This window comes from Mangrovivirga cuniculi (assembly GCF_005166025.1).
In the GTDB taxonomy this organism is placed as follows: domain Bacteria; phylum Bacteroidota; class Bacteroidia; order Cytophagales; family Cyclobacteriaceae; genus Mangrovivirga; species Mangrovivirga cuniculi.
In genome coordinates this window covers 704279-718722 of sequence record NZ_CP028923.1, presented here as the reverse complement: position 1 = coordinate 718722, position 14444 = coordinate 704279, and the positions used below count along the sequence as shown (strand labels likewise).

11 protein-coding genes and 1 tRNA gene are annotated in these 14444 nt (G+C 36.3%); 5 read left to right on the top strand and 7 right to left on the bottom strand.

The annotated features are described in order from the left end of the window. Positions 1-14: 14 nt before the first annotated feature. Positions 15-2516: a YhdP family protein gene (locus DCC35_RS03250; protein WP_217495909.1), complete on the top strand. Its 2502-nt coding sequence runs from the start codon at positions 15-17 to the stop codon at positions 2514-2516. On the opposite strand, the gene DCC35_RS03245 is transcribed toward DCC35_RS03250, so the two are convergent. Continuing rightward, positions 2513-4591 (bottom strand): OmpA family protein, encoded by a 2079-nt coding sequence (locus DCC35_RS03245; protein WP_137089443.1) that lies wholly within the window; start codon positions 4589-4591, stop codon positions 2513-2515. The two genes, DCC35_RS03250 and DCC35_RS03245, sit on opposite strands and share 4 nt — an antisense overlap. A 197-nt stretch (positions 4592-4788) precedes the next feature. Here DCC35_RS03245 and DCC35_RS03240 point away from each other — a divergent pair, with 197 nt between their 5' ends. Beyond that, positions 4789-7239 carry a ligase-associated DNA damage response DEXH box helicase gene (locus DCC35_RS03240; protein ID WP_137089442.1) on the top strand — a complete coding sequence of 817 codons (2451 nt, stop codon included), beginning with the start codon at positions 4789-4791 and terminating at the stop codon, positions 7237-7239. A gap of 22 nt (positions 7240-7261) precedes the next feature. Next, positions 7262-7879 (top strand): ligase-associated DNA damage response endonuclease PdeM, encoded by a 618-nt coding sequence (gene pdeM / locus DCC35_RS03235; RefSeq protein WP_175402696.1) that lies wholly within the window; start codon positions 7262-7264, stop codon positions 7877-7879. Between the two features lie 91 nt (positions 7880-7970). On the opposite strand, the gene DCC35_RS03230 is transcribed toward pdeM, so the two are convergent. After that, positions 7971-8771 carry a (Fe-S)-binding protein gene (locus DCC35_RS03230; RefSeq protein WP_137089440.1) on the bottom strand — a complete coding sequence of 267 codons (801 nt, stop codon included), beginning with the start codon at positions 8769-8771 and terminating at the stop codon, positions 7971-7973. A 21-nt stretch (positions 8772-8792) separates the two neighbouring features. Beyond that, a complete protein-coding gene (locus DCC35_RS03225; protein ID WP_137089439.1) occupies positions 8793-10106 on the bottom strand; it encodes a 4Fe-4S dicluster domain-containing protein in 1314 nt (437 codons plus the stop codon). A 102-nt stretch (positions 10107-10208) separates the two neighbouring features. On the opposite strand from DCC35_RS03225, the gene DCC35_RS03220 reads away from it, so the two are divergent. Both DCC35_RS03220 and DCC35_RS03215 read left to right on the top strand, forming a co-directional pair. Further along, positions 10209-10281, top strand: a tRNA-Phe gene (locus DCC35_RS03220). A 623-nt stretch (positions 10282-10904) separates the two neighbouring features. Next, the gene (locus DCC35_RS03215; RefSeq protein WP_175402695.1) at positions 10905-11945 is read left to right on the top strand and encodes a sensor histidine kinase; all 1041 of its coding nucleotides are present in this window, start codon (positions 10905-10907) and stop codon (positions 11943-11945) included. On the opposite strand, the gene DCC35_RS03210 is transcribed toward DCC35_RS03215, so the two are convergent. From DCC35_RS03210 to DCC35_RS03195, 4 genes are read right to left on the bottom strand one after another with little or no spacing between them, the layout of a single operon-like run. After that, positions 11939-12538, bottom strand: coding sequence for a precorrin-2 dehydrogenase/sirohydrochlorin ferrochelatase family protein (locus DCC35_RS03210; protein WP_137089437.1), 600 nt, complete (start codon positions 12536-12538; stop codon positions 11939-11941). The two genes, DCC35_RS03215 and DCC35_RS03210, sit on opposite strands and share 7 nt — an antisense overlap. After that, complete coding sequence (locus DCC35_RS03205) at positions 12538-13359, bottom strand: pseudouridine synthase (RefSeq protein ID WP_137089436.1); 822 nt, start codon at positions 13357-13359, stop codon at positions 12538-12540. The genes DCC35_RS03210 and DCC35_RS03205 overlap by 1 nt, the downstream gene beginning before the upstream one ends. 23 nt (positions 13360-13382) lie before the next feature. Continuing rightward, on the bottom strand, positions 13383-14021 hold the full coding sequence (scpB, locus tag DCC35_RS03200) for an SMC-Scp complex subunit ScpB (RefSeq protein WP_137089435.1): 639 nt from the start codon (positions 14019-14021) through the stop codon (positions 13383-13385). Between the two features lie 3 nt (positions 14022-14024). After that, positions 14025-14411, bottom strand: coding sequence for a TraR/DksA family transcriptional regulator (locus tag DCC35_RS03195; protein WP_137089434.1), 387 nt, complete (start codon positions 14409-14411; stop codon positions 14025-14027). Positions 14412-14444 lie beyond the last annotated feature (33 nt).

Here is a 14444-nt window from a genome sequence, read left to right as displayed (position 1 = left end):
AGAAAATCAGAAACTTGAATATAAATTTGACCAGCGGTACACTTAAGAAAATTTTTTTTTGGTTCATTTCGCTAATAGCAGGATTGATACTAATTCTTATAATTATTATTCAGGTCTTCAAAGTTGATATTATAAATGAATTTGTCTCTACTGTCAATGAACGTCTGGAAGTACCTGTAAATACTGATGAAATTGACGTTACTCTTTTTGGAGACTTTCCAAACATCTCCATCTCTCTTTCAAATGTATTTTGTGAAGGAAAACCAAACTATTCTAAAAATCTCATCAGTGCAGATAGAATATTGGTAAATATCGGGCTATTCGAGATGTTTAGTGGAGAAGTATCTGTCAAAAGTATTATAATTCAAGAGGGTGAGATAAATATTGAGCGAAATCCAGACAACTCATATAATTACCAAATCTGGAAAGAAGATACCACAAGAGAAAAATCTCAAACTACTTTTGATATTGATAAAATATTTATCGATCACGTATTAATTTCATTTTATGACAATGCCCGTTCGGCTATGTATCAGGCAAATACTTTATTTGCTGAAGTTGATATTGTTTTAAACCCAGATCAAAAATTTATAATCGATGGAAATTTTATTTGGGAAAAAATTATAGAGCCAAAGTACAAACTTGAAAAATCAATTCCAGTAAACATTGAAACGGAAATAAACTATTTTGCCAACGCAAAAACTGTCAACTGGAGAAATGGTCTTTTAGAAATGGATGGTTTTAGATACCTGACTTCTGGATCATACATTTGGGAAAATGAACCACAAACAAAAGTCTTTGTAAGCTCTAAAAAAACTAATGTAAAACATATACTTCAATTCATCCCCGGTGAACAGGCTGAACCCTGGTTGAAATATCAATCTTCGGGAAATTTATCTTTTGAAGCCAAAGTTATCGGGAATGCTGATCTGTATTCTACAGAAATAAATTTTAAAGGTGACAATTTTAATATCACCTATCCGGAAACTGGGTCTAAATTCAAAAATGCTTCAATGGAAGGCAATTTCACATCGTCTAATATTGATCTAAAAAGTACATATTCCTTGAAAATATCCCCTCTTTCAGGACAATTTGGATCAGATAAGGTGACAGGATATGTAAATCTATTAAATTTTGTAAGCCCGATTATAGATTGCTCTTTAAAAGGGTCTGCTAATCTAAAATTACTAACTGCTTTTTTACCAGGAGAAGATATAACTGCTAAAAATGGAAAAGTCCATTTTGATTTTTCTTTAAATGGTCGGCTTGACGATATGAAATCTCAAAAGTTTGAAAATGCCAAAGCCAATGGTGAGATTCAAATTCAAAATACTAATTTCAACGTCAAAGGCTTCCAATACGACTTCCGGAATTTTGAAGGAAACTTTCGGTTGAAAGATAATCAACTGGCCATCTCAGATCTTAAAGGTGAAATAGGAAGTAGTGATATTCGCTTAAATGGTTTTGCAGATTACATTTTTTCCATTTTTTCTTCTAACAATAAGCAACAGATTTTTATCGAATCAGATCTGTTTTCTGAAAATTTAAACCTGGATGAATTACTTTCTGGTAATCTCAACACAGTTAAAGGTCAGGAATATAGTCTGCGTTTACCGGAAAAGATCAACCTCGATTTTGATTGTAAAGTTGAAAAAATAAATTTCAGAAGATTTAATGCCTCTAACCTTACCGGAAATCTAATTATTAAAAATAAAGTAGCGAATATCAAAGACCTCCGCCTTAATAGCTTTGGAGGGTATTTAGAACTTAACGCTCAAATTGATGATCGATATAAGTCGGGAATTATAATTGACAACAGAGGACGTGTCAATAAAATTAATATCAATGAAGTATTTTATGTTTTTGAGAACTTTGGTCAGTCATGGTTACAGGATAAAAACCTCAAAGGTCAGGTTACTGCTTACGTCAGCAGCCACATCGTATTAGACCCTTCCTTAAAGTTTTTATCTGATTATTTTACCTGCAGGGCAGATATTCAGATTAAAAATGGTGAATTAAACAACTTTGAACCTCTTCAGGGCCTTTCTAAATTTGTCAAAGAAGAATCATTAGCAAACCTTAAATTTGATGACCTCCAAAATGAATTGGTAATTAAAAACAGGCAAATAACCCTTCCTAAAATGACTGTCGGAACTAATGTTACCACACTTGATGTATCCGGCACCCATACCTTCAACCAGGAAATTAATTACCAGGTTATTGTACCTCTATCAAAAGCAAAGCAGGATAAGGATGAGGTATTCGGTGCAGTGGAAGATGACGGCACAGGGAGTCCAAATTTATACTTAAGAATAATAGGGACAACTGATGAATACGAGATTGTTTATGACACAAGGGCAGTCAGTAAAAAAATCATTACTGATATTAAAGATGAGAAAAAAGAATTAATTGACGCATTCAAATACAAAGGCGTTGATCAGGATAAAACAGTAGACCTATCAGATGAATACTTTGATTTCCCTGAAGACACAACTAATAATAAAACTGACAATTAATCACTATCGGAGTTATTATTGATATCAAACACAAATAACGCTCTTCTATTCTTTGCTTTTCCTTCTTCCGTCTCATTGTTTCCAATAGGGTTAGCTTCACCTCTACCCTCTACAGATATTCTTTCTTCTGATATTCCATAAGCCTCGAGTATCTTTGCTACTTGCGAAGCTCTTTGTTCAGATAATTTTCTATTGAACGATTCAGACCCCACATCATCAGTATATCCAATTACTTTAACAGAAGCATTCGGATTCTCCTCAAGGAAATAACTGGCCTTTTTAATTTCTGACATGGAAGTATCTGTTGGTTGAATACTATTAAAATCAAAATAAACAAACCCGATACTTTCACGCTTCTTTTTAACTCTGCTGTCCGTAGCTGTCAAAGCTGCCAAAGAAACTACTTTGCCATCATTAATGATCAAAGAATCTTTAAGTACTTCATCACCCGATTCATCGTAAAAGATGCTCAGATCTTCAAGCATAGGAACACCCATTACTATCTGAAAAAGGTCCGGCCTTTGTTCTACCTCAAACTTCTCGTATAAAGTATAATATCCTTCTGCCTGAACGGTGAGGGCATATCTATCATTAAAAGTTAATGGCACCTCATAAGTCTGGCCGAATACATCCTGAGATTTATATGCTGCAACAACCTCTTCTCCCGGATCAGTAATTAGAATACTTCCCGGTACATCATTTTCAGCAACTTTATCACTGAACTTCAGCTTCATCATAAACTTATCTTCTTCCTGGTTAGGCCGGCTAAGTACATAGATGTCTTTCTCTCCATATCCATCCTTTCTGAAACTTGAAAAATAAGCTCTCGCGCCACCGGCGGCCAGATTAAAATAAATATCATCATCAGGTGTATTCACCGGGTAACCAATATTTCTTGGAGGAGACCAAGTGTCGGTTTCAGGATTATAGGTCGTGCTATAAATATCAAAACCTCCCATGCCCAAATGACCTTTTGAACTGAAAAACAAGGTCTCATTATCCACATAAATATATGGCGCATCCTCATCGAGACTGGAGTTGATCATCGGTCCCAGGTTTTCTATTTCTCCCCATTTCCCATTACTTAATCTGCGAGCTCTGTAAATATCGCTACCACCGAATCCCCCGGGACGGTCAGAACTAAAATATAGATATTCACCATTTTTTGTAAAACAAGCACTGGCTTCCCAATGAGGAGAGTTTATTCCTTCAAAAGGTGTGGCGATACTCCATTCATTTTCACCTGTTTTTTCACTAAAAAATAGATCCCCACCATTTTCTGGCTTATATATAATCAGCTTTTTCCCATCAAAACTCAATCCAACATTAGCATCATGCCCTTTTGTATTCACAGGAGATGGTAATCTCTTCGGAAAGTTCCATTGGTCATTTACCGTTGGTCTGGTTACAACATAAATATCTTCAAAAAATCTTCCATCAAAATCTCTATTGCCCCCTGTAGTACTTTCTCTGCGAGAAGTAAAATACATGGTCCGTTCATCAGCTGTAGGTGTTGGAACATATTCTGCATACTGGGAATTAACAACCGGACCAGAATTTTCAATTTGAAGACTAAGAACATTCTCCATTAGTTCTTTCGCCCGTAAACTCTCCCTTATAAACTTTTCAATTCCCCCATTAACCAGAACTTCATTATATCCCGGATCACTTGGAGATGAAGCAAATGATAAGTATTTATTATAAAAATATATAGCAGTGTCAAAATTGTAATTAAAATGATTTATTCTTCCAAGGTAAAAACTAACATCTGCTTTATATTCATCAGGCACTCCCATTTCGTGAAGTTCTTTGAATGATTTTTCAGCTTTTTGTCGTTTATCATCAAGAAAATAACTTTTACCAAGAAAAAACTTAACTTCTGTATTTGGTTCAGCAACGGAATCTACATAACTCAATAAATCGGTTGCCAGATCATAACTTCCTCCCTCCATATATCTTTCAGCATCACTTAATGCATTTTCAATAGAGTTCTGGGCATACAAATCTATGTTCACCAAACAAATAATGATGAAGAAACCAAACAAGTACTTTGATAAACCTTCTCCCAACAGCATATTTTTAAGTTTTCACTGTTTTAATAACCATGTAACTAACCAATACTAACAAAATTAATTGGTTGTTGCTCGTTTCCAAGACATTACCTGAATACTAATCAAAAGACTTGTAAATAATAATATTTTTTCATTTTAAAGTCATATTAACATATCCTTACGACATCAGTTAAGTAAAAATAAAACATTATTATTGTTTAATGATTTCACCATTTGAAAAAGCAGAAAAATGGTTCAATGAAAATGAATGGCAGGTTTTTAATTTTCAAAAAGAAGCCTGGCAAGCGGTATATGCTGGAGACTCCGGAATAATTAATGCTCCCACAGGATCAGGCAAAACATATTCAGCGGCAGTACCCATCATCTCTTTATGGTCTGAGCTTTCAAAGCAGCAAAACAAATCAAAAGGTGTTTTTGCCATTTGGATTACACCAATAAGGGCCTTAACAGTAGAAATAAAACAAGCGGTAGAAAGACTGGCTTCTGGTATGGGAATCGATGATTTTAATGTTGCGATCAGATCCGGAGATACTACTACAGCTCAGCGACAAGCTATTAAAAGAAAGCCCCCGCAGTTATTGATAACTACGCCGGAAAGCCTTCACCTTCTTCTTTCTCAAAAAGATAATGATAAATTCTTTTCAAATTTACGTGTCTTCATCGCAGATGAATGGCATGAGCTACTTGGTTCAAAGAGAGCAGTTTTAACCGAACTGGCTTTATCACGATTTAAAAGTCTTAGCAAACAGCAACTTAGTATCTGGGGTATTTCTGCAACAATAGGCAATATGGATCAGGCTTTAGATGTCCTGCTCGGCCCGGTGTTTCCAAAAGAAAAAAAGAGACTAATTAGATCTGATATCGAGAAAAATATCCAGGTAGAAACAATATTACCTGAAGATGTCAAAGAGCTACCCTGGTCAGGGCATCTGGGCATTAAAATGCTTAAGAAAGTTTTACCAATTATTAAAGAAAGCCGAAGTACTCTCATTTTCACCAATACCCGATCCCAGGCAGAGATCTGGTACCAGAAAATTATTTCTGCAGCTCCTGAATTAATGGGTCTTATAGCCATGCATCACGGATCTATCGACAGGGATCTGAGAACCTGGGTAGAAGAAGCTATTCACAGTGAAAAACTCAAAGCTGTTGTTTGTACATCAAGTCTTGACCTCGGAGTAGACTTCAGACCTGTAGAAACTGTTATCCAAATTGGTGGACCTAAAGGGGTAGCAAGATTCGTTCAACGGGCGGGAAGAAGTGGTCACAGGCCTGGAGAAACAGCCCGGATTTATTTTGTACCTACTCATAGTCTCGAATTACTTGAGGCTGCAGCACTCAGGACAGCAATAAATAAGGGTATTGTTGAAGATCGGCTACCATACATCAGATCATTTGATGTGCTAGTTCAATACCTGGTGACACTAGCCGTGGGCGGTGGGTTTGAACCCAAAACCATTTTTAAAGAAGTCAGTTCAACCTACTCTTTTACTGATCTTTCCAGGGAAGAATGGCTTTGGGCTCTTGCATTTATTACCACAGGAGGAAGTTCTTTAACCGCTTATGATGAATTTAAGAAAGTAGAGCTTGAAGATGGAAAATACATTGTAAACAGCAGACGAATAGCTATGCGCCATCGGCTTTCAATAGGTACGATCGTCGGTGACACGGCAATGAATGTAAAATACAATAGCGGCAAAAGAATAGGAACAATCGAAGAGTGGTTTATTGCGGGGTTAAATCCCGGAGACACATTTTGGTTTGCCGGGCGATCACTGGAACTTATCCGTGTAAAATATATGACCGCATATGTACGAAAATCAAATAAAAAGAGCGGTAAGGTTCCGAGTTGGCAAGGAGGCAGATTGCCACTATCCTCACAAGTTTCCAGACTTCTCAGGGAAAAAATCAGCCAATATCCTGTGTTTTCGGAGGGTTTTGAAGAAACTACTACAATAAGTCCGCTTCTTAAAATTCAGGAAGAAAGGTCATTGGTACCCAGGGAAGATCAGCTACTGATCGAATATTTCAAGAGCAAAGAGGGCTATCATATGTTTGTGTATCCTTTTGAAGGTCGGCTTGTTCATGAAGGAATCTCAGGATTACTTGCTTACAGGATGAGTTTACTGGAACCCATATCTTTTAGCATTGCAATGAATGATTATGGATTTGAATTACTTTCAGACAAACCCATTCCAATACAAGAGGCTCTCGACAATGAATTTCTTTCAACACTCAGACTTATTGAAGATATTCAAGCCGGGGTAAATGCAAACGAAATGGCTAGAAGAAAATTTAGAGATATAGCCAGTATTGCGGGCTTGGTTTTCAAAGGATATCCTGGGCAGAATATCACAGGTAAACATATGCAGTCATCTACACAACTTGTTTTTGATGTATTCAAAGAGTATGATCCGGACAACTTATTGCTTAGACAGGCATATGATGAAGTACTGGAGTTTCAGCTTGAAGAGTATCGGTTAAGAAAAGCACTTCAACGAATTGAAAAGCAGGAGATCGTTGTAAAACATACAGTAAAAGTAACCCCATTCTCATTTCCAATCATGGTCGATCGAACCAGGGAAAAGGTTAGCTCTGAAAAACTTGAAGACCGTATTAATAAAATGAAAATAGAGCTGGAAAAAGATTAGTTTTGCTGAAAATCGGATATTTGTGAAAAGGCAGGAAATTTTAATACGAGACGAAAAACTAACGTTATTACCTCAAAAAGCAATTTACTGGGAAAAGAAATCTGCATTGATTATCGCAGATCTTCACCTTGGGAAAATTACACACTTTAGAAATCAGGGAGTCGCGCTCCCTGCTAATGGAGTGATGAATAACTGGGAAAGACTAGGCAATTTAATCGAAGAGTTTTCTCCTGCTGATGTTTATTTCTTAGGTGATTTATTTCACAGTGATTATAATAATGAATGGATTATTTTTGAAGAACTTTCAGCTGAATTTCAGAATACCACCTTTCATCTTATAGCGGGAAATCACGATATCCTTCCCGAATTTCATTACCAAAAATTTAAGATAAAAGTTTACAAAGAAACTCTGTGTGTTGGGCCATTTATTTTTTCTCACCACCCACTCAAAGAAAAGACAGAATTTTATAATCTGGCAGGTCATATCCATCCGGGAGTTGTTTTAAGAGGAACCGGAAGGCAGTCAGCAAGATTAAAATGCTTTTATTTTAGTGAAAAAGGAGCCATTCTTCCTTCATATGGAGATTTTACCGGGATTTATAAAATGAAAATAAAAAAGGTGATAAGGTATATGTTGTAACCGAAGATTCAGTATTGAAAGTATAAAAAAAGTCAGGTGTCATTTAACAGACACCCGACTTTCTGTCTCGGGGAATTTATGAATTGTAAGATTAAACTAAATCTTCTGCTTCCGCAATCAGTTCAGCAATATCCTTTACTTCTACTGAAGATTCTTTTTCCTTATTTTTAACACCATCAGAAAGCATAGTCATGCAAAAAGGGCATCCAGAAGCAATTACGCTTGCACCAGTATCCAGTGCCTCCTCAGTTCTTTCTATATTGACTTCTTTATTTCCTGGCTCGGCATCTTTAAACATCTGAGCTCCACCTGCACCACAGCATAACCCTTTGGTTCTGCATCGTTTCATTTCTACTAATTCAGCATCCAAAGACTCAAGAACTTTACGTGGTGCTTCATATACATTATTAGCACGGCCAAGAAAGCATGAGTCATGGAAAGTAATCTTTCTTCCTTTGAATCCACCACCTTCTTTCACACGAACCTTTCCTTCATCAATTAATTCCTGGAGGAATTGTGAATGGTGAACCACTTCGTAATTACCACCTAGTGCAGGATATTCATTTTTTAGAGTATTAAAGCAATGCGGGCATGCTGTCACGATACGTTTGACACCATATCCATCTAATACCTGGATATTAGACATTGCCTGCATCTGGAATAAAAACTCGTTTCCTGCCCTTCTTGCCGGGTCACCAGTACAAGTTTCTTCCTCTCCTAATACAGCGAATTTGACGCCTACTTTATTAAGTATTTTAACAAATGCTTTAGTTACTTTCTTATATCTGTCGTCAAATGAACCTGCACAACCTACCCAGAAAAGTACTTCCGGTTGCTCTCCTTTCGAGGCCATTTCAGCCATTGTTGGTACTTGTATATTTTCGGTATTCATGTTTTCCTATCGTTAAAATTCTTATTCCTTTTCTTCTGTTTTCAGATCATTTGCCCATTTAAATCGGTCTGTTGGAGGAAATTTCCATGGAGCAAAATTTGTTTCGATGTTACTGAACATTGAATTCCATGATTGAGGAGCACTTGATTCTTCCATTACCACGTATCGTCTTAACTGCAGAATAATAGAAAGAGGATCAATATTTACAGGACAGGCTTCTACACATGCGTTACAACTTGTACAGGCATTGATTTCTTCTTTGGTAATGTAATCGCCAAGTAAAGATTTACCATCATCACCACCTGTTTTCCCGATTTCATCAATACGGTCTCTGGTATCCATCATGATCTTACGAGGAGAAAGCTTTTTACCCGTCATATTAGCAGGGCATTGCTGAGTACACCTACCACATTCCGTACAGGCATAACTGTTCATGAGGTTAACCCAATTCAAGTCTGTAGCGTCCTTTGCGCCAAACCTACTTATTTCAGCCGGAGGCTCTGTAGAAGCTCCTCCTACTCCGAGCATGGCCTTAACCTCGTTTGTTACCTCATCCATGTTATTCATCTCACCTTTTAGGTTCAGATTTGCATAATACGTATTTGGGAAAGCCATAAAAATATGTAAGTGCTTCGAATAAGTGACATATATCGCAAAAGCAAAAATTCCGATTATATGAAACCACCAGGCAATTCTCTCAGTGATAATCAAACCAGTGGTTGACAACCCATCAAACATTGGTATTAATGTCGCAGAGAATACCATTGTCCCGGTTTGAGTATAGTTTGCATCAGGTCGTGTTTGCAATATCTGATCAGTAGCATTCATTGTTAGAATAGCAAACATCAAAATGATCTCTATGACCAATATTAAATTTGCATCAAGCTTAGGCCAGCTTTTCATTTCTATTCCGCTAAACCTGTCTACTTTGAGTATATTTCTTCTGATAAGAAAAACTACGCAAGAGAAGATTACCGCTATAGCCAGAAATTCAAAAATATTTAGCGCTACTGTGTAAGCATCTCCCAACGGTCCTGCAAAAATTCGGTGAGTACCGACGAGACCATCGATAATAAATTCAAGAACTTCAAGATTAATTACCAGAAAGCCCACATAGATCAATAAGTGTAAAAAAGCCGGAATCATCTTCTTGAACATTTTTTTCTGTCCAAAAGCTACGAGTAACATACTCTTCATCCTTTCGCTTTTTCTATCACTCCGATCAACATCCTTGCCCAGCAATATGTTCCCACGGATTTCCTTAATCCGTTTCGCCAAAAAGTATCCGGCTATAGCCAGGACCAATACAAAAGCGATTTGAGACAAATAATTCATTTCCAGGGTGTTTTAAGTTAAGGTTAAAAATAAGTTGTTTTTTTTCTTCAAAACTATTTGCGAGGTTAACAATTTTGCATACTTTTGTGCCACAATTGAGACGGTGATGTAGCTCAGTTGGTAGAGCATCGGACTGAAAATCCGTGAGTCGGTGGTTCGAGCCCACTCATCACCACGTCTAACAAACCTCTCGCTTTGCGAGGGGTTTCTTTTTTTGTTTACGTTGTGATTTTCAGTTATTTGAGCCACCATCTTCATAAATATCACTCAATCTAATCAAATTGTTTTTTCTATTAGTAAGCTAAATTAAAAAAAATCATTGAATTTAGTATGCAAGCATACTATATTTCAGTAATTCGGAATCAGTATAAATAACTTTTCCCAATAATCTCCTATTTCTGCTTGAAGACATTTATCTATTAGAAAATTAATTTCTATATTAAAGAAAAAGCAGATTTTGATAGACACATTTTTTTCCCATTTACCTCAAATATTTCTCTCCTTGCTCTTTCCTTTCGTCATGATCGGATTTAGCTTGAGGTTTAACAGGACATTTTTGACTTATCATTCTTTGGCCTGGCTAATTTATGCTATCCACATTGTTTTTGGATTGGCAATAAGTTTAATGGTAAAATCCGGTACGGTAGTAATTGGCTTTAATATCCTTACATTCCTGTTTCAGTTCTCAACATTTGCATTTATTTTCCTTTTCTCTGCAGGCATGTATATCCTGTTTACCAAAAAAATCTCAGCAACATAAAGCTGATCATTTGGGGAGTAATCGGAGCAATGTATTCAATGACGGTAATATATTTTACTCTTCTATTTAAATATGATATTGAGCATTCATATTTCTTTCATTTCATGATCCAATCCATCCTGATAGCTATCATCTTCGTTTATTATGCGCAATACATCAGGCCGGTTAGAAAAAGAGATAAAAAAATAAGCTCATATATAATTGTATTTGGGTTGGGAGGACACGGGATTTTACAATTTTTCTATTTCATTCTTCTTTTATTAGACTTTTCAGGATATCAAACCTACGATATCTTTTACTCAACATATGGTTATTTTGATTCCGTTACAATTTCTCTCATGGGAACTGGGTTTTTTCTTTGGTTACTGGAAAGGGAATCTGTTAAATACATGCAGACCGGACAAGAGCTCGATCAGTTTCTTTATCGTACTTCTCATGATATTCGTTCTCCAATTACTACCCTAAAAGGTCTGATTTACCTTGCTAAACAAGAAAAAAATATTGATGAAGTCAGGTTATATTTTGACAAGATTGATCTGAGTGCTGACAGATTACAATTCATAATTGATGATATTTCAGCCTTTAGCCAAATCAAGAAATACAAACCGGTACCTAAACGTTTCAAGTTTCCAAAGTTTCTTTCTGAAGGAATTCTTAATGAGTTAGAATTCAGCAAGAACGACCGTGAAATAACGGTAAGAATAAAAGCAAATACGACTAATCAGGAAATCAATACAGATCCTTTATTCCTTAAAATTATATTAAAAAACCTGCTTTCAAATGCAATAACCTACCATAAACCTTCCAGAGAAGAAATGTATATTAACATTTTGCTGGATGATAATAAATACCATTGGATATTGTCTATTGAAGATAATGGAACAGGAATAGATAAGGCCATCAGAGATAACATTTTTGATATGTTCTTCAGAGGAACTAACGAATCAACTGGTACCGGTCTGGGTCTTTTTATCGTTAATGTTGCTGTTAAAAAATTAAGAGGCGAGGTTAAAGTGGATTCAACAACCAAACATGGTAGCACTTTTAAAATCCTTATCCCCAAATTCCCTGTCTATTGATCCTCTTTATTCTTTTTTAACCATGAAGCGGTTATTTCATTCAATTGATTTACTTTAAAGTCAAAATCTCCTTTTAATTGCTTTCTGATTTCAACAAGCTTTACAATCAAATTATCTATATCATCTGGTATAGTTTCTTCCAGATACTGCCTCATCCTCTTACTAAGTGTTGGTGATTTTCCATTCGTAGATATACCGATTTTAAGGCTGCCTTTGGTAACTGTAGAACCTAAATAAAAATCACACAGATCCGGAGTGTCTGCCACATTAACTAACAAAGAACGCTTTTTCGCTAAAGCCCTGATTTGAATATGAAGATCTCTACTGTCAGTGGCTAACATAACCAAATCAACACTATCAAGATCCTCCTCTGTAAATGCTCTTTCATATAGTTGAAGATTACCATTGTCCCGAGCCAAATCACCAATCTCCTTTCTTCGGAATTCTTCTGCTACAATTTTAATTTTTGCGTTGGGTGAGTTTTTAAGAATAGCTTCGAGCTTTTCGAGTCCTACATTCCCTCCCCCTACAAGAAGAATTTTTAACTCTTCTGCTTTTAAAAAAACCGGAAAAAGATTATTCCTTTCACTCATTATTTAAGTTTCATAATCTTTAATCTGGCAACTTCTTTTTGATTTAAAAACCTCCACTTCCCTCGTGGAAGATCTTTTTTAGTTAATCCAGCATATAAAGTCCTGTCTAATTTCACTACTTCATAACCCAGGTGCTCAAAAATTCTTCTGACAATTCTGTTACGGCCAATGTGAATTTCAATGCCTAATGTCATCGCATCCGGACTTAACACAGAAAGACCATCTACATGTGCTGAACCATCCTCGAGTTCTACGCCAGATTTTATTGAATTAAAATCATCTTCTGAAATAGGCTTATCTAATGTGACCTGGTAAACTTTTTTAATGTTATTAGATGGGTGCATTAGTTTATCAGCGAGGTCACCATCATTTGTAAGAAGCAGAAGGCCGGTAGTATTTCTATCAAGTCTCCCTACTGGAAAAATCCTTTCTTCACATGCATTAGACACGAGATCCATCACAGTTTTGCGGTCTTCAGGATCTTTGGTGGTGGTAATAAATGATTTTGGTTTATTTAAAAGTATATAGATCAGCTTTTCTGGCTTTACTATTTTGCCTTTATATTCTACCGTATCACCGATTTGAACTTTATAGCCCATTTCGGTGAGCTTTTTCCCATTTACCTTTACCAATCCCTGTTCGATCAGAGTATCAGCTTCACGCCTTGAACATATACCGGCATGTGCCAGATATTTATTCAATCTCATTGGCCCGGGCGCCTTACCTTTATCTTTTTCAACCTTCTTTATATGGTCAAAATCGTATTTTGGCGCCTCCGGCTTGCGCTTATTCACGCGGAAACCTCGTTTCTTGCCTTTCATAAGTGTTATTTATTTATTTCGAACTAATCGTTCTTATCATCTTCCTCCTCAGGGTTGTCATTTTCTGAGGAATGATCCTTTAATGCGGATGGGTTAAAATCAGGATCATTTTCTTTACCAATTGTGTTATCCTCCTCTGCAAAATCTTTTGGCGTCGGTAGTTCACTTAAACTATTAATGCCAAAATAATCCATGAAATTTTCAGAAGTGCCGTAAAGCAGTGGTTTCCCTATTGTATCAGCTTTACCTTTTATAATAACAAGTTCTTTTTCCAGAAGCTTATTAACTGCATAATCACAGTTTACACCTCTTATTTGTTCAACTTCTGATTTAGTAATTGGTTGTTTATAAGCTATTATACTTAATGTTTCCAAAGCAGAAGTTGAAAGTCGCCTTTTTGATTTTTGTTTTAATAAAATTCCGATGCTTGCCTGGTAAGCAGGTTTGGTTAAAAACTGGTACCCTCCACCAGATTTAATAATCTCGAAAGCATATTCATCATCCTGATATTTCTGACTCAGCTTATCAATAGCTTCAGTTATATGTTCTTCAGGAACATCAGCATCAAACATCTCTGTAAGACATTTTAAAATCTCCTCAACCTTAATTGGCTGAGGAGAACAAAATATTAATGCTTCAATATGTTTCGCTAAAACATCCAAATCTTATTTGTTTTGCTGCAATTTGGCTTCTATCGAAAGGGTAGTATGCGGAACCGCTCTTAGTCTGTCCTTGCTGATAAGCTTACCAGTAACGGAACAAATACCATAGGTACCATTTTTAATCCTGATCATTGCATTTTCAAGGTTGTTGATGAACTTTTGCTGTCTTGCAGCCAGCTGACTTAACTGTTCTTTTTCAATTGTATCAGCCCCATCTTCAAGAACCTTTACATTTCCGGAAGTATTATCCGTGCCCTGATCATCCTTTCTACTCAAGGATCCCTTTAACATTTCCAGTTCTTTTTTTGCTTTGTCCAGCTTCTCCTGGATCAACTCTTCGAATTCATTTAATTCCTCCGTTGAGTAACGCGTTCTTTCTTCAGTACTCATTTTCGTGGCGGTTATGGTTTTAAAAGTGGCAAA

Bases quoted from the DNA above. Each gene is read 5' to 3' on its own strand.
- DCC35_RS03245 (WP_137089443.1), bottom strand. From the start codon at position 4,591: ATGCTGTTGGGAGAAGGTTTATCAAAGTACTTGTTTGGTTTCTTCATC.
- DCC35_RS03240 (WP_137089442.1), top strand. From the start codon at position 4,789: ATGATTTCACCATTTGAAAAAGCAGAAAAATGGTTCAATGAAAATGAA.
- DCC35_RS03230 (WP_137089440.1), bottom strand. From the start codon at position 8,771: ATGAATACCGAAAATATACAAGTACCAACAATGGCTGAAATGGCCTCG.
- DCC35_RS03225 (WP_137089439.1), bottom strand. From the start codon at position 10,106: ATGAATTATTTGTCTCAAATCGCTTTTGTATTGGTCCTGGCTATAGCC.
- DCC35_RS03215 (WP_175402695.1), top strand. From the start codon at position 10,905: ATGACGGTAATATATTTTACTCTTCTATTTAAATATGATATTGAGCAT.
- DCC35_RS03210 (WP_137089437.1), bottom strand. From the start codon at position 12,538: ATGAGTGAAAGGAATAATCTTTTTCCGGTTTTTTTAAAAGCAGAAGAG.
- DCC35_RS03205 (WP_137089436.1), bottom strand. From the start codon at position 13,359: ATGAAAGGCAAGAAACGAGGTTTCCGCGTGAATAAGCGCAAGCCGGAG.
- DCC35_RS03195 (WP_137089434.1), bottom strand. From the start codon at position 14,411: ATGAGTACTGAAGAAAGAACGCGTTACTCAACGGAGGAATTAAATGAA.